This window comes from Amycolatopsis rubida (genome assembly GCF_900115345.1).
GTDB lineage: Bacteria > Actinomycetota > Actinomycetes > Mycobacteriales > Pseudonocardiaceae > Amycolatopsis > Amycolatopsis rubida.
Window position 1 is genome coordinate 1,642,940 of the sequence record NZ_FOWC01000001.1, and the last position, 20,245, is coordinate 1,663,184.

Here is a 20,245-nt window from a genome sequence, read left to right on the forward strand (position 1 = left end):
GCCTAGTCTGCCGAAGCGGACGGGGTTCACGAGACCAATTCGGGGGCTGCGGCGCGCCGTGCGGGGGCCGTTTCCGGGAGGATCAGCAGGCAGACCAGGCTCAGCACGAGCAGCGCGGCCAGGTAGTAGCCGACCGCGAGGGCGTCGCCGGTCGCCGCGACGATCCGGTTGGCGATCATCGGCGACAGGCCGCCGCCCAGCACCGCGCCGACGTGGTAGCCGACGCCGAGGCCGGACTGGCGCTGCTCACGCGGGAACAGTTCGGCGAACCAGGTGTACATCGGTCCAAAAAGGATTCCGGTGGCGGAGAAACCCAAGAGCAGCGCGACGAATACCGAGCTGACGGTGCCCGCCGACGCGATCGGGAACATCACGAGCGCGGCGATGATCGACAGGACCGAACCGGTCAGCATCACCGGTTTGCGGCCGATTCGGTCAGACAGCCAGGCGGCTCCGACGTTCGCGGCGGCGTGGCACAGCAGGGTGATTGTCGAAATGGTGACGATCGGGGCGCGCGGGAGGCCGAGGCCTTCCGGAGCGGCGGCGGTCGCGTACGACAGCATGAACGTGACCAATGCGAAAGTGCAGGCGGTGAGGCCGAGGTTCGCGCCGGCGATCAGCAGCAGTCGTCGCCAATTCGAGCGGAGGACGTCGGCGAGCGGCTTTTTCGCGCGGGTTTCCGCGGCGGCCATTTTCTCGAATTCCGGGCTTTCCGAAACGCCGCGGCGGACCCAGATCCCAATCGCCAGCACGATGCCGCCGGCCAGGAAGGGGAGACGCCAGCCCCAGCTCATGATGTCGTCGTTGGGCAGCAGGAGAACCAGCGCGAAAGCCAGGTTCGCCAGTACGACACCGATCGGTGAGCCTAGTGCGACGAAGGAACCGTAGAGACCACGCCGTTTTTCGGGCGCGTGTTCAACGGCGAACACGGCCGCGCCGGCACTTTCCCCGCCGCGGGCGGCGCCGTGCAGCAGGCGCAGTCCGACGAGCAGCAGCGGTGCGGCAATGCCGATCACCGCGTACGGCGGGAGGACGCCCATGCCCAGCGTCGCGAAACCCATCAGCAAAAACGCGGCGTACAGCGCGGTGCGGCGGCCTCGACGGTCGCCGAGCCAGCCGAAAAGCGCCGCGCCGAGCGGGGCCATCACGAAACCGATGGCGAAGGTCGCGAGGCTCATGAAGGTGCCGAACCAGGCGTTGCCGGTTTTGAAGAACACCGACCCGAACACCAGCGCCGCTGCGGTGCCGTAGATCGAGAAGTCGTACATTTCCAGGGAAGTGCCGACGCCGGCGGCGAATCCGAGCCGCAGCACGCCGGGAGAGTGCGCTTCGTCGCGCTTGGCCATAGCCGGCCTTTCGTCGTCTCGCGCGGAATGCGCGGAGTGTCCGGTGGTGGGGAAACGGTGGACACAGCTTAGGGAAAGCGTGACGAAGGAGGCAAAGTCCGATTTGCGGCGGATTGATAAATAAAATCGATCAATTAATAGACGCGACGGCCGGAATCGCGAGGATTCTGGCCGAGGCGGCTCAGTACAGTTCGATCACCAGTTTTTCGGAGCGAGCCCGCGACACGCACAGCGCCATCTGGTCGCCGGAAGCCTTGTCGCTGGCCGAAAGACACTGGTCGCGGTGCTCCGGCGTGCCTTCCAGCACCCCGGAAACACAGGAACCGCAGATGCCTTCCTCGCACGATTTGAACACCTCGATCCCGTTGTCGGTCAGCACCGACAGGATCGACCGGTCGGCCGGAATCTCGAACACCTCGCCGGTGTCGAGTTCGACGGTGAACGGCTGGTCGCCGCTCGTGTCGACCTCGGCCGCGGTGAAATGTTCTACGTGCACCTGCGTATCGCCGACCACGGGCGCGAACACGCCGGTGACCTGGTCCATGAACCCTTCCGGACCGCAGGTGTAGACGTGCCCGGAAGAACTGAGCCCAGCCGCCACTTCCGCGAGTACAGCAGGCTGCTCGTCGCGAGGCACGCCGAAATGCAGCAGGACGCGATCCCGGAATCCGGCCTGTTCCTCAAGCAGCGAAACGAAAGCCGCTGACTCCCGGCTGCGCGCGAAGTAGTGCAGTTCGAAGTCCGCATCGTCCGCGTGCAGCTGATAAGCCAGGCTCAGCAACGGAGTGATGCCGATGCCGCCCGCGATCAGCACGTGCCGGCCGGCGTCCGGAGCCAGCGAAAGCAGGTTCCGTGCCGAGCCGATCTCCAGCTTGTCGTTCTCCGCTACAGCGTGCAGCGCCTCGGAACCACCACGCGAATCCGGCTCCCGTTTCACCGCGATCAGCAGCGACGACGTGTCGTCCGGCCGCCCGCACAGCGAATACTGGCGCAGGATCCCGGTCGGACCGGTGACGTCGACGTGCGCACCGGCGGAGTGCGGGTCGAACGGCAGGCCGTCGGCGCGCACGAGGCGAAGCGCCCGGATCCCAGGCGCTTCCTCGACGACCTCGGCCACGCGGACCACGGTGTTCGGCATCGGCTCTCCGTTTCAAGCGGTTCAGCGCAGGTAAAGGCCGCCGTTGGCGTCCCAGCAGGCCCCGGTGACCGAGGCCGCGCCGGGCGAGGCGAGCAGCGACACCATCCGCGCGATGAACGCCGGGTCGCCGAGCCGTCCGACGGGAATGTTCTTCGTGAAGGATTCGAGGTTGTCCTCGCCGACGATCGAATGCACCATCGGGCTGTCCAGCGGTCCCGGGGACACGGAGTTCACGGTGACCCCGCGCGAGGCGAGTTCGCGCGCGAACACCTTCGTCGCGGACATGATCGCGCCCTTGGACGACGCGTAGTGTCCGCCGGTCGCGGTCCCGCCGTTCTGCCCGGCCAGCGACGCCATGTTCACGATTCGCCCGTAGCCCTGCTCGGCGAAGTACGCGCCGAAGATCTGGCAGGCGGTGAACGTGCCGGTGAAGTTGACCGCGAGGACCGCGTCGAGGTCTTCTGGCGTGATCTCCATCAGCGGGGCCGCCTGAGTGCGGGCCGCGTTGTTGACCAGCACCTGGACGCTGCCGAAATCGCGGACGACGTCGTCCTTCAGTTGCGCGAGCGCCGCTCGATCCCGCACGTCGACCGCGTAGCCACGGCAACTGCGGAGCTCTGCGGCAAGCTTCTCGGCCGCGTCCCCGTTGACGTCCACGATCGCGACGCGGTAACCCTCGGCGTGCAGCTGTCGCACGATCGCTTCGCCGAGACCGTTCGCACCACCGGTGACTACCGCGACGTGCGGTTCCGCCGGCGCGCTCACAGCAGGAATCCCGCGGCCGGAACGGCTTCGTCGCTGTTGACCAACCGGACGACCTTCAACGCGATCCGGTCGCCTGCGGGACCGTCCGGCGAGAACCGGATGCGGTGCACCAGATCCGCCGCCCACAGGTCGTGGGTGCCGCGCTTGTAGGCGACCAGGATCTGCGCCGAACGCAGCACGACTTCCTCGTCGGACACGGATTCCGGCACGAAGCGCGACACCGTGCGCACTGTGCGGGCGGAATCGACGGCGGCGAGTGCGTAGCCCTCGGTCATCCGCGCGATGCGCATCTGCCGCATCCGCGCGTCGTCGTAGACCATGTTCAGCGAGCCGGCGAAATCGTCGGTCTCGCGGTCGATCGGGATGACGTAAATGCCGTCTTCGGTGAACAGCTTTTCCCACACGTGGTATTCCGTGCGGTCCAGCAGTTCCGCCTCGCGGTTGACCAGGTCGACGGCGCGCGCGACACGGGTGTCGGTGGTGGGGATGGTTTCAGTCATCGCCCATCATTTCCTTCCACTGGGCGTACGCGGCGCGCATGCCGGTTTCGTCGGTGACGTGCGAGGTCGGCCAGCCTTCGGGGCTCGCCTTTTCCCTCGCGAGCCCGCGGTTGACCAGGATCGGCAGGTCCGGGCCGCCGTGCGCGCCCCGCTGCACGCGGTCCCAGCCTTCGGCGTCGTCCGGCGTGCCGAAGCCGAAGGGGCCCTGGAAGTGTTCGTGGATGCGCAGCCGTTCGCGGTTGACCACGTCCAGCTCCGGCGGTCCGTCGGGACCGATCGCGACGTGCTCGATCAGCGTCTCGTTGGCCGAAATCGGCCGCAGCACCCGGAAAAACGCCGCGGACATCGAGACGTTCGGGAACAGGTTGAGGTTGAACCCGGTGCCGTGCATGGCCCGGACCACCTTGCGCACCTGCGCCTCGTCCAGGGTCTTCGACAGCTCGGCCACGACGTGGTCGAACCGGCCCTGGAGCGGCTCGGTGCCGTCGTCGACGTCCAGGTCGGAGTGCTCCGGCACCATCTGCATGACGCTGTGCCCGTTGCCGAGCGAATGCGTGATCGCCGACGGATCGGTCATGAACGACATCATGTCGGCGGTTTCCGCGTCCACCGAAGCCATCCACGACCGGTGCACGATCGGGAAGTGGTAGCCGTCGGTGGTGTTTTCCAGCTGGATCTTCCAGTTGCCGCGGAACCTGAACTGGTGCTTGCCGAGCACCTTGATCGGGTAACCGCCGCCCTGCTTCATGAAACGGTCGATCCACAGTTTGGCGTCGCCGAGGAAGTCCTCAAGGGACTCGCCGTCCTCGGCGAAGGTCGCGAAAACCATGCCGCCGTACGACTCGGTGCGCAGTTTCTTCAGCGACAGCTCGCCCTTTTCCAAGACGCCTTCGTAGCCGTCCGGGTAAGGGATGCCGCGCAGCTTGCCGTCGAGGCCGTAGCTCCAGGCGTGGTACGGGCAGGTGAAGCCGTTGGCTTTGCCGCTCGGCTTCTCGCACAGGCTCGCGCCGCGGTGGCGGCAGCGGTTGAGCATCGTGTGCAGCGTGCCCTTGCGGTCCCGCGTCACGATTACCGGCTGGCGGCCGACGTACGTGGACTTGAAGTTGCCCGGCTGCGCCAGCTCGCTGACGTGTGCGACCCACACCCACGAACGCTCGAAGATCTGCGTCATCTCGCGTTCGAAGATTTCCGGGTCGGTGTAAAGCCGCGCGGCCACCCGGTCGCTTTCGGCGAAATCGGCGGGAACAACGGTGTTCTCAGTCATGAGGTCTCCGATTTCAGTCGGGCAGTTCGACGTCTTCGCGGACGGTCAGCGGTCGGCCGATGCGGGCTTCGATCTTGGCGAAGCGCCACAGCTTGACGCCGTTGCTGCCGACCTCTGTGGTGCGCAGCAGGTTGCAGCCTGCCTTGACGGTTTCCTGGCTGTCGGCGTCGGCCAGGAGGTAGCAGGTCCACGGCCAGCCCTCAGACGGGCCGACCATGTGCGAATCGTCGTCGATGTCGCCGATGAAAGTGATGCCGGGCAACGCTTTCAGCTGGTCCATCATGGACACGAAGGACTGCCAGACGTCGCCGATGGTGATGCCGTCGGCGGGCAGGTCGAAGAAGTTCTGGTTGATGCCGATGCAGAAAAGCACCCGCAGGGGCTGCGTGCTCACAGTCGGAGACTCCTCGTCGTGGTGGTGGCTGGTCAGCGGAATCCGGGGCTGGTCGGCGGCTGTCCCAGGAGCACCGCGCCGGCGGCGTCGTGGATGGCCGGGCCCAGGAACGCATGCTGCTTGGGTACCAGTGCGTCGCCCTGAAGTCCACGCAGCGGGTGCGTCGAGTAGATCGGCGCGGTGCCGGAAATCTCGACGAGCTTCGAGACGACCTCCGAGGACGTCTTGGCGAGGTGCGCGGACGAAAGCCGCAGCTGGGCGTTCTGCTCGTCGCTGGCCTCGCCGCCGGAAACGATGGTGTCCCAGACCTCGTGGCTGACCTCGTAGAACCAGGCGCGGGCGGACCGCAGCGCGGCCTCGGCGTCGGCGTACCCGGTGCGGTAGTAGCCGCGGTCGGCGAGCTTCGGCGCACCGGTGACGCCGGTGTAGCCAGCGCCGACCTCACGGGCGTGGTCGAGCGCGGCGCGCGCGACACCCGCGCCGACGATGGCGAGAACCTGTGCGGCGTAAGCGATCGTGGGGTAGCGGTAGAGCGGTTCGTCCACTGTGGGCGCGCCGCCGCGGATGAACGTCCACTCGCGCGGGACCTCGACGTCGCGTACGACCAGGTCGAACGAACCGGTGCCGCGCATGCCGACGACGTCCCATTCCGGAACGATCTCGACCTGCTCGGGCCGCAGCAGCGCGGTCCGCGGTTTCCCGCCGGTCGATTCGTCGCCGGGGATGCCGACGCCGAGGATGTCCGCACCCATGCAGCCGCTGGCGAACTTCCACCGGCCGTCCAGGCGGAAGCCGCTCTCGGTCGCCGGGGCGGCCTGGACCGGGAAGAGCCCGCCGGCGAAGGCGACGTCCGGACCGTCTTTGTACAGCTCGGCCTGCGTGTCGAGCGGGAGCGCGGCGAGGTAGATCAGCGACGAGCCGAAGCTGGCGACCCAGCCGGTCGAACCGTCCACTGTGGAAATCCGCTCGATCAGGCGGAGGAATTCGGCGGGCGGGAGCGGGTCGCCGCCGAACTTCGCCGGCGTGCTGGCCCGGTAGATGCCGAGCTGCTTGAGCCGGTCGATGAAGTCCCGCGGAACGTAGCGCTGCTGCTGGAACTCGTCCTTGCGCTTGGCGAGCTCGGCGAGCACCTCCTCCATGGTGACTGCGCTCATCGCTGCTCCTCAGAATGCCGGTGCGGTCGCTGTCGACGGTACGAAGGACGCCGCCGCGCGGGAATTGGTAGTGCCTGAGCGGGCGTAGGGGATTTCTTCAGTGCGAGCCGCCAGCCAGGGGCTTTACGCTGAGCCGATGGAGGCAGACCCGCGCGCGCCCGAGCTGACGACGCACGATTTCGTCGCGATGCTCAACGCCAGCCGCACGTGCGTGCTCGTGCACGACGGCGCGACGAAGAACATCCTGTGGGCCAATCCGGCCGCCTGCGAGATGCTCGAATGGAGCGTCACCGAGCTGCGGCCGCTGAAGGCGAACCACATGAGCAGCTCCGCGCAGCAATACGACCGGGTGATCGGGCGGGCGTGGCTGCAGGAGGCGGTCGACAAGGGCGTCAGCCGGATCGAATGGCACTACCGCACGAAATCCGGCCGGGTGATTCCGACGGACGCGGTGGCCACGCGGGTCGAGCTGGCTCAGGGCCCGGCGGTGATGGTGCAGTTCCGCGACATCGAACGCGAGCAGGAAATCGAGCGTGAGCTGCGGTTGACCACGTCCTGGGTGGACGCACTGGCCCGGCAGACGTCGGCGGTCGCGTTGATGCTCGACGGCTCGGGCGAGCTGCGGTTCGCGACAGACTCCGCGGTCGCGCTGTTCGGGGCGACGCCGGATGAACCGCTCGGCCGCCTGACCGACTACGCCAGCCTGCGGCTCGACGACCGTCCGGCCACCTGGGACGAGGTCCGCGAACGCGCGGTGCCTGCCACGCAGGTACGGCTGGAAATCCAGGGCAGGGTGTGGCTGGAAGGGAGCGTCGAACGGCTTCGAGAGCCTGGTGGAGACGCGTTTCTGCTGCTGCTCTACGACGTGTCCGAGCGCATCCGCGGCGAGGTTCGGCGCGAGCGTGAGCTGCACCGGGAGAACTACCTGGCGCGCTACACCGCGATGGGCGACATGGCGATGGCGATCGCGCACGAACTGAGCCAGCCGCTCGCCGCGGCGGGCAACTTCCTGGCCGGCGTCCGGTCGCGGACGCTTGATGCCGAGCCGGTCGTGTACGGCATCGACAGCGCGGTCCGGCAGATCGAGCGGGCGAGCCAGATCGTGTCGTCCGTGCGCGCGTTCGTCGGGCATCTGGAGCAGGTGGAGCAGGTCGCCGACCTCAACGAGATCGTCGAGGAATGCCTGTACTTCGTGCGGTTGCGAGCTGAACCGGCCGCGATCGAGGTGACCTTCGAGCGGTCCGCCGAAGCCGTGCCGGTGCACTGCGAACGCGTGCTGACCGGCCAGGTCGTGCTCAACCTGTGCTTCAACGCGATCGAGGAAATGGCCCAGTGCCCGCAGCAGCGGCGGCGACTGGTGCTCACCACGCGCCGCGACGGCGACACCGGCGTGGTCACCGTGGACGATCGCGGCCGCGGCTTCCCGCGCAATCCGTTCGACGAGTCGTTCACCGCGAAGGAGCGCGGCAGCGGCATCGGACTGGCGCTGAGCCACCGCATCATCACCCGCCAGCACGGGACGATCTGGGCCGAACACCGCGCGGGCGGCGGTTCGCGCTTCGGCTTCGCACTGCCCGCGACCGGCCCGGGTTAGGAATTCTTCAGCTACGCCGGGGAAGTTCTCGATATCCCGGGACCGGTGCGGCTTTGTACGGTCGAGACAGTCCCGGCCCCAGTACTAGGAGGCATCGTGTCCGAGCTGACCCGGACCCAGCGCGAATTCCGCACCGCGATGGCCAACCTCTCCGCGGCCGTCAACGTCGTGACCACCGCGGGCCCGCACGGCCTCGCCGGGATGACGGTGAGCGCCGCCTGCTCGGTCACCGACAGCCCGCCGACCGTGCTTGTGTGCGTCAACCGGTCGAGCCGGTCGCACGCGATCCTGGTCGGCAACGGCCAGGTCTGCGTCAACGTCCTCGGCCCCGGCCAGGAGGACCTGGCCATGCACTTCGCCGGCGCGACGAAGGTGCCGACCGCCGAACGCTTCGAGCAGGACTGCTGGGACCTCGGCAGCGAGGACGCCCCGGTCCTGCGCGGCGCGGCGGCCTCGCTGGTCGGCCGGATCGTCGCCGAACAGGAGCACGGATCGCATTCGGTGCTGTTCGTGGAGATCGAGAAGGTGCTGACCGCGCCGGACAGCGGTGCTTTGGTGTACTTCCAGCGTCGCTTCCACCGGCTTGCCGCACTCAGCGCCTGATCGAGGAGAACCCGTGGACCGGATGACCCTGACCTGCTACAACGACACGCACGGCTACGGCTGGCGGCACGTCGATCTCTTCGTGCACGACGAGCACGGCCGCGAACTGGACTGGGTGCACTGGCAGGTCCCGGCAGACGGCCCGGACGCCGCCGACGAGGCCACCGCGCGCGTCGAACCGCTGCTGCGCCGGACGTCCGGGTGGCGGCACGCGGTCAGCGCGAGCGGCATGGACTACTGGACCGCCGACGCCGCCTGGACCCAGCCGTGACCGGCCCGTGGTCGCTGCGCGCCCTGGTCGCCGATCTGACCGCTGGCCGGACGACACCGGAAGCCGCCGTCGCGGAGGCGCGCTCGCGGATCGCGGCGGCGTCTTTCGATGCTTGGGTTTCGTCGGCTTACGTGCCTGCGTCGACGGGGCCGCTGGGCGGAGTTCCGTTGGGCGTCAAGGACATCATCGACCTGGCCGGACTCCCGACCCGCTGCGGTTCCGTCCTGCGCGCGGAGGCTCCACCGGCCACTGTGGACGCTTCGATCGTCGGCGAATGGCGGCGGGCCGGAGCGGTGCCGATCGGCAAGACGGTCACCACGGAATTCGCTTTCTTCGCACCGGGTCCCACGGATAATCCCGCGGCACCCGGCCACACCCCCGGCGGTTCCTCCAGCGGTTCCGCCGCCGCCGTTGCCGCTGGCCACGTCCCGCTGGCTTTGGGCTCGCAGACCGCTGGCTCGGTGACCCGACCGGCCGCGTTCTGCGGAGTCGCCTCGCTGGTCATGAGCCGAGGCCGGTTCCCGGTCGACGGCGTCACCGGCCTGAGCCCGAGCCTGGACAGCCACGGCATGCTCACCGCGACGGTTTCCGATCTGGCCTTGGCCTGGTCAGCGCTGTCGGGGGAGCCCGAGGTTGCCGCTTGTTCGGCACCGCGATTGCTGGTCTGGTCCCCAACCGACGTGAGCCCAGCTATGCGGAACGCGCTGCAAACCGCGGTTTCTCTGCTGCGTGCCGACGGTGCCGTGGTCGACGAATTCCCGGACCCTGCTTTGGTGCTTGGTTTGACCGCCGCACACCCCGTGGTGATGGCTTACGAAGCGGCGCGGGAACGCTCTGTCGAGCTTGCTTCTGCGGACCGTCTCAGCGCCCCGCTGGCGCAACTGCTGCGTACCGGCGCGGAGATGCCGCGCGCCGAGTACGAGGCCGCACTGGACGTCGTCGCTTCCGGCGCTGCCCGGCTAGCCGACCTAGGGACCGGCTACGACGCCGTCCTCGCCCCAGCCGCGCTCGGTTCGGCCCCCGCCGGCCTGGCTGCGACCGGCGATCCCGCGCTCAGCCGCCCGTGGCAGGCACTGGGCCTCCCGGTCGTCGCCGTCCCGGGCCTGCGCGACGAAGCTCGCTTGCCGCTGGGATTGCAGCTGGTCGGCAAGGCTTCCGGCGAGGCTGCGCTGCTGGGTACGGGCTGCTGGGTGGAGACCGCGCTCAAACGGTGACGCGATGGGTGAGGATGTCGCGGACCAGCGTCCCCAAGCTGTCCGCTGAGGTCTTCGCCTTGATCCGGGCCCGATGCACGTCGACGGTTTTGACGCTGGTGCCCAGCCGGTGCGCGATCGCCTGGCTGGGCATCCCGTCGACCACCAGCCGAAGTACTTCGCGCTCGCGCTGAGTCAGCGTGTCGAGCCGGGCCCGGACCGCCTGCCGCTCCGCGTGCTCCGCGAACCGGCGGCGGGCCTCGATGAGCTGGGTCTGGACCACCTCGACCATGCGCTGGGCCTGGTAGGGCTTCTCCAGGAAATCGACCGCCCCCGCGGTGAGCGCCCGGACCGACATCGGAATGTCGCCGTGCGCGGAACAGAAGATCAGCGGAGCCGGGCAGTCGATTTCCGCGAGCTTTTCCTGCAGCTGAAAACCGCTGATCGCCGGCATGCGCACGTCGACGATCACGACCGCGGGTTCGGCCGGATCGAATTCGTCGAGGAATGTCTGGGCGTCCGGGTACGTCAACGCCTGCACGCCGACGCTCTCCAGCAGGAACACCAGGGACTGCCGGAGATCCTCGTCGTCGTCCACCACGTGCACGACCGGGTCGTCGCTCATGGCTTCATCAGCACCGAGGCCGAGGGATAGTCGCTGGCCCAGCCTTCCGGCAGCGGGGCGATGAAGACGTTTTCGGTGCGGGTGCGGGTGATCCGCCAGGTGTCGCCGACGCGGCGGAACGCGTTGTTCAACCGGCTGGACCGCAGGAGCGCTTTCCCGTCCGAGAACAGCCACGGCTGCATGTGGATCCATTGCCCGGTGGCCTCGTCGCCGTCCACGCGAATCTGCTCGGAGGTGAGATAGTGCGCGTTCAGCAGAAGTTCGGGGTCCTTCTTCTCGCCCCAGAACCGCTGAAAATGCGCCCGGATAGCCGCGGCGCCTTCGGCCCGCCCGAACTGCCCGTCGTAGTACTCGCCGACGCCCTCCCAGACCGCGTCCTCGGTGTAGAGCTCCATGATGAGGTCGATCCGCTCATCGTCGCCGGTGAGTCCGAACTCGGGGCAGGGCGTGTCGCAGAGGAACATGTAGCGCGCCTGTACCCGGCGGATCTCCGCCTCGGCCTCGAGCACCCCAACCCGCCGCACGAGCCCCGCGACGGTCTCCTCCAACGCGGCCACCCGCCGGTCCTGGCTGCTGTCGGACAGTGCGGAGTGCTCGAAAGACATCGTTTTCCTCACTAGGGAAGGCGGGAGGGCGGGCGCTTCAGTGCCGGGGTTGGCCTTTCGGTGCGGTTTTCGGCTCGTTGACAGGGTAACCGGACCGCTCCGCGCGTTGGCAGCTTGTGACCAGCCTCTGCCGGGGCTGGAAGGGTTGTCAATCGAAACGGGGAGTTATGCGCGGCGTGTTTCAACCGGGTGGTGGGGGTTATCAATGGACGGGTTGGCCGGTGGACAACGCCTTGGGGATGCTTGGGGCGGATGATGTCCTGTTCGGAGCAGCGGGGCGGGATGGCGGGTGTGGGCGGGGCAGGAACGCTGCGCCTCCCCGGGAGTTCTTCGCTGTTGGTGGTCGGGGATGCCGCTGTTTCCTGGCGGGTTGGCTGCTGTTCTCCAGGTGCTCTTGGCCGTTGGCGGGCGGGGAGCGGCCGTTTCCCCGGAGATCTCCTGGCCATTGGCGAGTGGGTTGGTTGCTGTTGCGGGGGTGTTGTCGGTGGTTGGCGGGTGGGTTGGTTGCTGTTGCGGGGGTGTTGTCGGTGGTTGGCGGGTGGGTTGGTTGCTGTTGCCGGAGTGCTCTCGGTGATTGGCCGATGGGTTGGTTGCTGTTCGCCGCGCCCCCTCGGTCATTGACAGGTGGGAGCGCTTGCCCTCCCTCGGGAGCACTTGGTCGTTGGCGGCGATACTGCCGTTTCTCCGGGAACGCTTGGTCACTGGCGGGCGCGCCGGGCCGCAAATTATGCAGCTCTCGCGGGGGCCGCGATAACGTTGCGGTATGTGCGTTTCCATGGGTAGCGGTCGTCGGCGATGAGCGCGGCTCAGCGGGCCGACGCCCGGGAGAACCGGGAGCGGATCGTCGAGATCGCCCGCGAAGCGATCGCCTCCTCGGGAGAGTTGCGGCTGAACGCGGTGGCCAAGTCGGCCGGGGTCGGGCAGGGAACGCTCTACCGGCACTTCCCTACCCGAGAGGACCTGCTTGCCGAGGTGTACCGGCAGGAGGTGGAGGACCTGGCCGCGCTGGCTCCGGAACTGCTGGCTGCCAGTGAACCGGTCGAGGCGCTGTCCCGCTGGTTCGACCGGATCGCCGAATACGCACGAGTCAAACGCGGCGTCTTCGCGGCACTGGAAACCGCGGTGTGGAAAGGCCTGTCCGAAGAAAGCCACGGCCCGCTCGGCGACGCCATCACCCTCCTGCTCGACGCTGGGAAGGCCGAAGGAACCATCCGCCCCGACATCGACGCCCGGGACCTGTTCATTTTGTCGGGCTATCTGACGCGCCTTGACGAGGACGAGTGGGATTCCCGTGCTCGCCACCTCCTGGACGTCCTGCTGCAAGGAGTCCTTTCCCGCTGACCTGGGCCGTGGCTCAGTGTGCCGAGCGGAGGTCGGCGGGGCGGCTTTCCGGTCGGCCGGGCAACCTGATGGCGCTTGCCTTTCATGCATAACCGGCGGATCGGTGCAGATGAGGTCTGCTTGCAAGGCAACGGATCACGCGCAACTGGCACCGATCGCGACGTGGTTATCGGGGTGCGGCAGGCGTGCTGCGCTAGATGACGCCATGTGATGTTGTGGTGCATCGGTGAGGTGATGCGCTGCGCGGGTGTGTGGCGGGGCAGGCACCCGCGCGGTCGGGCGATTGTGGCGTGGTGCTATTGCGGATTGGCGATCCCGGCGTGCAGGAGTGGCACGGGGCAGTGAGCGCGATGCAGTGCCGAGACAAGTGGCGCGAGACAGCGATCGCAGCGGATGTGGCGCGGCGAGCGGTCACCCAGGCGCGGTGAATACGCGCGCGGCACATATCGCGGAGTGAGTGGAGCGCGTCGTGCGGTGACCGCCGTGGGGCGGACGCGGTGGGGTGCAGGCAGCAAGCTCTGCCGAAAAGTTCAGGAAACTCAGCGCGAGATCCGGCCGAAAGCCGAAGCGTCGGACGTCGTGTCCATATTGGACGGGCCGCTCGCGTGTGCGGCCGGCCCGGTCCCCCAGATTTCCCCAGTGGTGGTGCTGTCGGTGGTTTAGTTCAGGAGGCGACGGCCAGGCGGACCCGGCGGTCGCGGGCGTAGGAGACCAGTTCCCGGACCTCGTCGGTGGTGATGATGCGGACTGCGTCTTCGAGGATCTCGGCTGTGGCCACCTGCAGCGGCCAGGAACGCAGGCCGGGAGCGGGTTCGTGCCAGAACCACTGGCCTTGGGCGAGATCCTCGGCGGCGACGGTTGGTTCGTCGGTGTTCATGCGTGCAGCCTAACTTGCACCACCGACAGAAAATCGCTCTACCGGACATCCCGGGACAACCCCGGAGGAAGCGCAAGAAGTGAACGCGGATTCGAGGTTAGTTCCTGCTGGTCGGGAGGATGCGCGCCGGCTGGCGGGTGGCGTGGGTCACGCGGGCTTTGCCGGTTGGCGGGCGGGTTGGGAGCGGGGTGCGAAAGTAAGGGGCGGTGACCTGGTCCCGCTTAGCGGCGGATTCGGGTGGATTTTGCACGGCTGGGCGGCCTGCCCTAGGCTTCGCCGGTCACCGCGCACACACCGGGGGTTTCCGGGACGAGAGGAACGGTGCGAATGGCTTTGCGCGACCCCGAGGCGTACCGCGACATCGATCTGCCGACGATTCTCCGGATGGAGCGGCGGCTTCCCTGGTACGGCTGGCCGCACCTGCCGTTGGGGCTGCTGGTCTGCGTGGCCGCGATCCTCGCCGCCTACCGGGTTCCGGTTTCGAATCACCTGACGACCGCGCTGGTCGCGGGTGGCGGGGTGGTCGGCGGGTTTTCCGGTTACGGGTGCGGGCTGGTCATGGTCAGCACTCCGGGTCTGGTCCAGACCGGCTACCTGAACTGGCGGCGCACCCGGGTGCTGCGGGTGGTGCTCATCGTGCTGGGCGGGTTGTCCGCGGCGTCGATGGTGGTCGTGGTCGCGTGCCATATTTCGTTGCTGGCCGGGGCTTCCGACCAGCATCCGTTCCGGCTTTCGGTGCAGGCCGGGTTGTATCTGGTGCTCGTCGTCGCCAACACCGTTCTCGCCGGGCTGGAGGCGTGGCAGTTGTCGAAGGTGCTGCGCGAGCCGGTTGCCGAGGCGGTCGCGGAGCCGGCGGGGCCGGTGCGGGTTCGGCTTGGCTGAACTGTCTACATCGGACTGAATCAGCGCCTGCGCAGCAGTACTTCTTGCGTCACCGAGGCAACGAGCCGTCCGTCGGTGGTGAAGAATTCGCCGTGGGTCAGGCCTCGGGTGCTCGCGTAGCTGGGGCTTTCCATGTCGAACAGCAGCCATTCGTCCGCGCGGAACGGGCGGTGGAACCACACCGCGTGATCCAGCGACGTCAGCTGCGGCTCGCCCGGGTCGTCGCGGTGGGGCAGCAGGGCGGTGCCCGCGAGGCGAATGTCGGAGATGTAGGTGAGCGCGCAGACGTGCGCCAGCGGGGCGTCCGGCAGCGCGTCCTTCGCCCGGACCCAGATCTGCTGACGCGGGCCGCGGCCAGTGTCGGGCAGGCCGGTTTCCGGGCTGCTGACGAAGCGGACCTCGATGGCGGACAGGACGATCGGCGAGCGGTCCTGCTCGACGACGCCCGCCTCGTCCGGGGCGGGGACGTCCGGCATCCGCGCCTGGTGCGCACTGCTTTCCGCCTCGGTCTGGAACGACGCGGACAGGCTGAAAATGCTCTCGCCGTTCTGGATCGCGACGACCCGGCGCGTGGTGAACGAACCGCCGTCGCGGGTGCGCTCGACCTCGTAGATGATCGGCATGTCGGTGCGTCCGCCGCGGATGAAATAGCCGTGCAGCGAGTGCACGTGCCGCGCCGCGGGCACGGTCGCGCCGGCCGCGGTGAGCGCCTGCGCCGCGACCTGACCGCCGAACGCCCGCTGCGGCGAACCCTGGTGGCACCAGCCGCGGAACAGGTTCAGCTCGAGCGGTTCGAGCTTCAGCAGCTGGTCTAGCCCGGTCCGGGTCGGATCGATCGTCGTCACCCGGCCAGTCTAAGCGCCTGCTCAGTCGCTTCGCGGGGGGAGCAGCGCCGCCACCGCGGCTGGATCCTCGACATGCGCGTTGTGCCCGAGCCCGGACAGGACCACTGCCTCGGGAACAAGGGCCCGCAGCTGCTCGGGACGGCACATCGGATCGTTTTCCCCGGTGGCGAGCACCACCGGGCAGCGCGCGGCCGCCAGCAGGCTCGGCATTTCCGGGCGGCCGACGCCGAAGGCGGGTGGATCAAGGACCAGCCGCCAGCCGTCGGCGGTTTCGGTGACGCCGTCCGGGTCTGCCGGAGCCAGCCCGGTCAGGCCGGAGATCTTCAAAGAGGCGGTTTCGGCCTCCTCTTGAGTGTCGAACTGCCGCGGTGGACGCGCTGCCATCGCGGCGGCACGGGCCAGGTCGTCTCCGCTCCACGCCACCTTGATGCCCACTGCCAGCACACTGCTGACGTCGAGCCCATAGCGGCCGCTCGCCAGCTCCAGCGCGACGACGCCGCCGAGAGAATGGCCGAGGACGGCGACCGGGCCGGGCTCGTCCAGCGCCTCGGCGACCGCGGCGGCGAGCGCCTCGAACGTGTACTCGGGCAGCCGCGGCGAGCCGCCGTGGCCGGGCAGGTCCGGCGCGAGCAGCCGCTGGTCGAGCAGGCCGGCGAGGCCGTCCCAGACCGCGCCGGTGGCGCCGAGCCCGTGCAGGAGCAGGACCGGCGGTTCGCCTTCTCCGGTGACGCGCAGCTTCAGCTTTTCCACCGGACGGATCTTTCCGCAGGCGGCGGTCTCGGGGCTAGGGTCGAGACGTGTCGAGTGCTGTCATCGCCGACCCGGACACCTACGTCACGGGCGTGCCTTACGACCTGCTTGCCCGTCTGCGCCGGGAAACGCCGGTGACGCGGATCGATGATTTCTGGGCCGTGCTGCGCCACGCCGACGTACGGCACGTGCTCCGCACCCCTGCGGTGTTTTCGTCGCAGTTCGGCGGCACGCAGATCCGCGACCCGGCCACCGCGGAGGACCTGCGGTACGTGCGCCGGATGATGCTCAACATGGACCCGCCCGAGCACGGCAGGCTGCGCGGGCTGCTCACGAAGGCGTTCACCCCGCGCGCGGTCGGCCGGATCACGGAACGGATCGAAGGCTGGGCACGGGATCTCGTCGCGGCGGTGGCCGATCGCGGCGAATGCGATTTCGCCAAGGACATCGCCGCCGATCTGCCGTTGCTCACCCTCGCCGAGGTATTCGGGGTGCCCGAACAGGATCGCCGGCTGATGTTCGACTGGAGCAACCGCGTGATCGGCTTCCAGGACGCCGAATACGCGGTGAGCGCGACCGTCGACGCCGACGATGTCACCGACCTCGCCCGTGCCGCGCTGGCCGTGCGTCCCGAACCCGGTCCGGACGGCAAGATGCCGGATCCGCGCAGCCGCGCCGGAATGCCGGACCTCTACGCCTACGCGCACGCGCTTGGCGAGCACAAACGCGAGCACCCCGGCGACGACGTGATGAGCAACCTGATGCAGTACGTGGACGACGACGGCGGCCGCGTGTCGATTGCGGAGTTCGAGAACCTTTTCTGGTTGTTTTCCGTAGCGGGCAACGAAACCCTGCGCAACGGCCTTCCCGGTGGAATGGCCGCGTTGCTCGCGCATCCGGAGCAGTACCGCACACTTCTCGACGACCGAAGCTTGCTTCCCGGCGCGGTCGAGGAGATGCTGAGCTGGCACACACCCGTGATGCATTTCCGCCGCACCGCGACCCAGGACACTCGACTGTCCGATGTGGACATCAAGGCTAGCGACAAGGTCGTGGTGTGGTTTTCCTCGGCCAACCGCGACGAGTCGGTCTTTCCCGATCCGGACGTGTTCGACGTGACGCGCGCGCCGAGCGAGCACCTGACGTTCGGCCACGGCCCGCATTTCTGCTTCGGTTCGCACCTCGCGCGGACGCAGATGCGGGCGTTGTTCGCGGCGGTGTTCGACCAGCTCGGCGAGGTCCGGCTCGCGGGCGAACCCCGCCGGCTGCGGTCGAACTTTCAGAACGGGCTCAAGAGCCTCCCGATCCGCTGGGACTGACCGGCTCAGCCGAAGCCGACGAGCGAGAGCCAGCGGTCCAGGTATTCCGTGTCGCCGGTGCGGTGCGCGATCTCCGGCGACAGCCTGCCGTAGACCATCAGCAGCAGGTCGCCCAGCGGCGCGGCCGCGGTGACCGCCGCGGTCGCCGGCGGACCCGGATGCCAGGACGGCTGATCGCCGGTCAGGTCGACCGTCCAGGACGCCGTGTGGTCGGTCGGCGCGAGGTGAATCGTGCGGTCCGGACCGTGCAGTGTACGGCGTTCGGGAACGTACTCCAACAATTGCGGCAGCGACCCGAGTTCCAGCCATTCCTCCATCGCATCGTGCGCGACTTCCGGCGCGACGGTGAATTCCCCGCTCGCAGCCAGCGTCGCGTCGGCGCGGTGGATCAGTGTCTCGTTCATGAACCGGCGTGCGTAGAACGCCGCCCGCGGCGGTCCGTTCGGGACTGGCGTGAAGACCTCCGCGTCCGGGCCCGCTTCGCGCAGGGTCGACACCAGCGCCTTGGCCCCGTCCGCGAGCCACGACGCCGGCCGCGCGGTGTCCACCGGATTCCGGAGTTCGTCGTCCGGCAGCCAATGGTCGGCCCGCGTCCGCACGGTTTCCTCCGCCCACCGGTGCCCGGTGCTGACGTGATCGAGCAACTGTCCGAGATTCCACTCCGGGCACGCCGCGACCCGCACCGTCCGGTCCGCGCCGTCGACAGCCGCGGCGAGGAGTTCGGTCTGCCGCAGGATCTCGGCGCAATGCTCGTGGAAGTCCATGGGATGTCCTCTCCGGTTCAGATCCGCTGACACCAGACAGTCGGAGCCGACGCAGCCATCCAGACACCGCAGCCGGAGAACCCGGGTTACTCCACGCTCCAGGCGTCTCCCCATTCCGCGTCGCGAGCGGCGCGGTACCGCACGCCGTGCCGCTTCGACACGACGGTCCCGGGCGCGAGCCCGTCTGCTGTGCAGAGGTCGAGTTGCACGAACCCCTTGTGCTTGCGCGGATGCCGGATGATCCGGGCCGACGGACGGTCGACCGGTGCCGACGTGGCCGCCACGTACGAGAACTTCTCGTCCTCGAATCCCAGCGTGCCGGATTTGATCCGCCGGTGCACCCCGCTTCGGGGAAGCCGTGCGGAGAAGTGGCACCAGTCCTCGCCCGGTTTGATCGGGCAGGCGTCATCGTGCGGGCACGGTGCCACCACGCTGCGGCCCAGCTCGCGCAAGACTTCGCGAGCCGCGCGGATCCGCGCGAACCCCGCTGGCGTGCCGGGTTCGATGAGCACGACCGTGCCGGCCTTCGCGGCGAGCCACTGGACGACGCCGGCACGGCCGCGTTCGGGAAGCTCACCGAGGACGTACGAGAGAGTGACCAGGTCGGCCTCCGGCGCCGCGGATGCGGAATCGACCAGCCCGCGCTGCCAGACCGCGGTGCGGACGGCTGGCTCGTCGGCGCTCGCCGCCAGCTTGCGTCCCAGCGCCAGCGCGGCTGCCACCTGCTCCAGGACAGTGCACTTCTCCAGCGACGGCCAGACGTCGGCCGCGGCCCACACTGCTGCTCCGGTGCCGCCGCCGATGTCGACGTGCGTCTTCGGGGCGAATCCGGGCGCGGCGGCAGCCACCTCGCCCAGCACCGCGCTGACCGCCGCGTACGTCGCCGGCATCCGGTACCCGGCGTACGCGGCGACATCCAGCTCCGAAGAGAGGATCGGCGACGTTGCCGAGTCACCTTGTCGATAACGCTTGCTGAGCCGGTCCACGGCCTGTGCGAGCCGGGATTCCGGGAACCGGGCCAGCTCGTCGTCGAGGGCGGCGCGGAGAGCTTCGGGAAGTACTGCCACGGACAACGATTCTCCCATGCCCGTTTTGTCCCCTGAGATTCGCCTGACCTGCTAGTTTCGCGACCAGAAAAAAAGTTCGAGGACCTTGTCGATCCGGCCGCGGCCCGTTCGACGCAGTGGTGGAAGCAAGCCGAGAGCGAAGGGGAACCGAAGATGCGATTCATGGTGATCATGAAGGCCAGCGAAGAGAGCGAAGCCGGCCAGATGCCCAGCACCGAACTGCTCGCCGAGATGGGCAAGTTCAACGAGGAACTCGTGAAAGCCGGCGTGATGCTCGCCGGCGAGGGCCTGGCACCCAGCTCCGAGGGTGCCCGGGTGAAGTTCTCCGGGGACAGCGAGCCCAGCGTCGTCGACGGTCCGTTCGCCGAGACCAAGGAGCTGATCGCCGGGTTCTGGATCCTCCAGGTCCGTTCGCTCGAGGAAGCCGTGGAGTGGATCAAGCGGGTGCCCAACACCGACGGCGCGCACCACGAGATCGAGATCCGGCGGATTTTCGACGCCGAGGACTTCGGCGACAACCTCACCCCGGAACTGCGCGAGGCCGAAGAGAAGCTGCGCGAGCAGGCTGCGCGGAACTGATGCGATTCATGGTGCTGGTGAAAGCCAGCCAGGAATCGGAAGCGGGAGCCGCGCCGAGCGCCGGATTGATCGAGCAGATGGGCCGGTTCAACGAGGAGCTCGCCGAATCCGGTCACCTCGTGCAGGCTGCCGGGCTGACGCCCAGCGCGGAAGGCGCCCGGCTGCTGTGGTTCGACGGGGAGGCGGAGCCGAGCGTGGTCGACGGCCCGTTCGCCGAGACCAAGGAACTCGTCGCCGGCGTGTGGATTCTGGAGGGGGAGTCGCTCGCCGAAATCGTCGAGCTGATGAAGCGGGCGCCCAATCCGGACCGGCAGGCGGGCACTGTCGAGATCCGCCCGATGGCCGGCGAGCGGTGACGCCGTGCCCGCC

General features: G+C 68.4%; 23 protein-coding genes. 9 read left to right on the top strand and 14 right to left on the bottom strand.

Annotation, left to right across the window (positions count from 1 at the left end):
• Nucleotides 1-26 precede the first annotated feature (26 nt).
• The 7 genes from BM362_RS08060 to BM362_RS08090 form a co-directional block, all read right to left on the bottom strand.
• On the bottom strand, nt 27-1,346 hold the full coding sequence (locus tag BM362_RS08060) for an MFS transporter (RefSeq protein WP_067576760.1): 1,320 nt from the start codon (nt 1,344-1,346) through the stop codon (nt 27-29).
• Nucleotides 1,347-1,527: 181 nt separating this feature from the next.
• On the bottom strand, nt 1,528-2,484 hold the full coding sequence (locus BM362_RS08065; RefSeq protein WP_093572593.1) for a PDR/VanB family oxidoreductase: 957 nt from the start codon (nt 2,482-2,484) through the stop codon (nt 1,528-1,530).
• Between the two features lie 21 nt (nt 2,485-2,505).
• Entirely contained in the window at nt 2,506-3,249 is a 744-nt protein-coding gene (locus tag BM362_RS08070) for an SDR family NAD(P)-dependent oxidoreductase (RefSeq protein ID WP_093572594.1), read from the bottom strand.
• Nucleotides 3,246-3,749: an aromatic-ring-hydroxylating dioxygenase subunit beta gene (locus BM362_RS08075; RefSeq protein WP_093572595.1), complete on the bottom strand. Its 504-nt coding sequence runs from the start codon at nt 3,747-3,749 to the stop codon at nt 3,246-3,248. The genes BM362_RS08070 and BM362_RS08075 overlap by 4 nt, the downstream gene beginning before the upstream one ends.
• Nucleotides 3,742-5,013, bottom strand: coding sequence for an aromatic ring-hydroxylating oxygenase subunit alpha (locus tag BM362_RS08080; RefSeq protein WP_067576752.1), 1,272 nt, complete (start codon nt 5,011-5,013; stop codon nt 3,742-3,744). Before BM362_RS08080 ends, BM362_RS08075 begins: the two co-directional genes overlap by 8 nt.
• A gap of 13 nt (nt 5,014-5,026) precedes the next feature.
• Nucleotides 5,027-5,407, bottom strand: coding sequence for a hypothetical protein (locus tag BM362_RS08085; protein ID WP_067576750.1), 381 nt, complete (start codon nt 5,405-5,407; stop codon nt 5,027-5,029).
• 32 nt (nt 5,408-5,439) lie between these two features.
• Nucleotides 5,440-6,561, bottom strand: coding sequence for an acyl-CoA dehydrogenase family protein (locus BM362_RS08090; RefSeq protein ID WP_093572596.1), 1,122 nt, complete (start codon nt 6,559-6,561; stop codon nt 5,440-5,442).
• Between the two features lie 136 nt (nt 6,562-6,697).
• Between BM362_RS08090 and BM362_RS08095 the strand changes: the two genes are divergently transcribed.
• From BM362_RS08095 to BM362_RS08110, 4 genes are all read left to right on the top strand, one after another.
• Nucleotides 6,698-8,155: a PAS domain-containing sensor histidine kinase gene (locus BM362_RS08095; RefSeq protein WP_067576746.1), complete on the top strand. Its 1,458-nt coding sequence runs from the start codon at nt 6,698-6,700 to the stop codon at nt 8,153-8,155.
• A gap of 96 nt (nt 8,156-8,251) precedes the next feature.
• Nucleotides 8,252-8,758, top strand: a complete 507-nt coding sequence (locus BM362_RS08100) for a flavin reductase (RefSeq protein ID WP_067576743.1) — start codon at nt 8,252-8,254, stop codon at nt 8,756-8,758.
• A gap of 22 nt (nt 8,759-8,780) precedes the next feature.
• Nucleotides 8,781-9,029 (top strand): hypothetical protein, encoded by a 249-nt coding sequence (locus BM362_RS08105; RefSeq protein WP_067578010.1) that lies wholly within the window; start codon nt 8,781-8,783, stop codon nt 9,027-9,029.
• Nucleotides 9,026-10,243 carry an amidase gene (locus BM362_RS08110; RefSeq protein WP_167545224.1) on the top strand — a complete coding sequence of 406 codons (1,218 nt, stop codon included), beginning with the start codon at nt 9,026-9,028 and terminating at the stop codon, nt 10,241-10,243. Before BM362_RS08105 ends, BM362_RS08110 begins: the two co-directional genes overlap by 4 nt.
• On the opposite strand, the gene BM362_RS08115 is transcribed toward BM362_RS08110, so the two are convergent.
• Both BM362_RS08115 and BM362_RS08120 read right to left on the bottom strand, forming a co-directional pair.
• Entirely contained in the window at nt 10,233-10,847 is a 615-nt protein-coding gene (locus tag BM362_RS08115) for a response regulator transcription factor (protein WP_009084166.1), read from the bottom strand. The two genes, BM362_RS08110 and BM362_RS08115, sit on opposite strands and share 11 nt — an antisense overlap.
• Nucleotides 10,844-11,452: a nuclear transport factor 2 family protein gene (locus BM362_RS08120; RefSeq protein WP_198545174.1), complete on the bottom strand. Its 609-nt coding sequence runs from the start codon at nt 11,450-11,452 to the stop codon at nt 10,844-10,846. Before BM362_RS08120 ends, BM362_RS08115 begins: the two co-directional genes overlap by 4 nt.
• A 795-nt stretch (nt 11,453-12,247) precedes the next feature.
• Here BM362_RS08120 and BM362_RS08125 point away from each other — a divergent pair.
• Nucleotides 12,248-12,793 (top strand): TetR/AcrR family transcriptional regulator, encoded by a 546-nt coding sequence (locus tag BM362_RS08125; RefSeq protein WP_067576739.1) that lies wholly within the window; start codon nt 12,248-12,250, stop codon nt 12,791-12,793.
• Between the two features lie 664 nt (nt 12,794-13,457).
• Here BM362_RS08125 and BM362_RS08130 read toward each other — a convergent pair.
• A complete protein-coding gene (locus tag BM362_RS08130; protein WP_037354589.1) occupies nt 13,458-13,670 on the bottom strand; it encodes a hypothetical protein in 213 nt (70 codons plus the stop codon).
• A 327-nt stretch (nt 13,671-13,997) separates the two neighbouring features.
• On the opposite strand from BM362_RS08130, the gene BM362_RS08135 reads away from it, so the two are divergent.
• Nucleotides 13,998-14,552: a hypothetical protein gene (locus tag BM362_RS08135; RefSeq protein ID WP_067576737.1), complete on the top strand. Its 555-nt coding sequence runs from the start codon at nt 13,998-14,000 to the stop codon at nt 14,550-14,552.
• A gap of 20 nt (nt 14,553-14,572) precedes the next feature.
• Here BM362_RS08135 and BM362_RS08140 read toward each other — a convergent pair whose 3' ends face one another.
• Nucleotides 14,573-15,397: an acyl-CoA thioesterase gene (locus BM362_RS08140; protein ID WP_067576735.1), complete on the bottom strand. Its 825-nt coding sequence runs from the start codon at nt 15,395-15,397 to the stop codon at nt 14,573-14,575.
• A gap of 21 nt (nt 15,398-15,418) precedes the next feature.
• A complete protein-coding gene (locus BM362_RS08145) occupies nt 15,419-16,147 on the bottom strand; it encodes an alpha/beta fold hydrolase (protein ID WP_093572598.1) in 729 nt (242 codons plus the stop codon).
• Between the two features lie 47 nt (nt 16,148-16,194).
• On the opposite strand from BM362_RS08145, the gene BM362_RS08150 reads away from it, so the two are divergent.
• Entirely contained in the window at nt 16,195-17,466 is a 1,272-nt protein-coding gene (locus BM362_RS08150; protein ID WP_093572599.1) for a cytochrome P450, read from the top strand.
• Nucleotides 17,467-17,471: 5 nt separating this feature from the next.
• Here the strand turns inward: BM362_RS08150 and BM362_RS08155 are convergent, their stop codons facing one another.
• Nucleotides 17,472-18,230, bottom strand: a complete 759-nt coding sequence (locus tag BM362_RS08155; RefSeq protein WP_093572600.1) for a maleylpyruvate isomerase family mycothiol-dependent enzyme — start codon at nt 18,228-18,230, stop codon at nt 17,472-17,474.
• Between the two features lie 86 nt (nt 18,231-18,316).
• Complete coding sequence (locus tag BM362_RS08160; protein WP_067576728.1) at nt 18,317-19,315, bottom strand: small ribosomal subunit Rsm22 family protein; 999 nt, start codon at nt 19,313-19,315, stop codon at nt 18,317-18,319.
• Between the two features lie 135 nt (nt 19,316-19,450).
• Between BM362_RS08160 and BM362_RS08165 the strand changes: the two genes are divergently transcribed.
• Nucleotides 19,451-19,876: a YciI family protein gene (locus tag BM362_RS08165; protein WP_067576726.1), complete on the top strand. Its 426-nt coding sequence runs from the start codon at nt 19,451-19,453 to the stop codon at nt 19,874-19,876.
• The gene (locus BM362_RS08170; RefSeq protein ID WP_067576724.1) at nt 19,876-20,232 is read left to right on the top strand and encodes a YciI family protein; all 357 of its coding nucleotides are present in this window, start codon (nt 19,876-19,878) and stop codon (nt 20,230-20,232) included. Before BM362_RS08165 ends, BM362_RS08170 begins: the two co-directional genes overlap by 1 nt.
• Nucleotides 20,233-20,245: the final 13 nt, after the last annotated feature.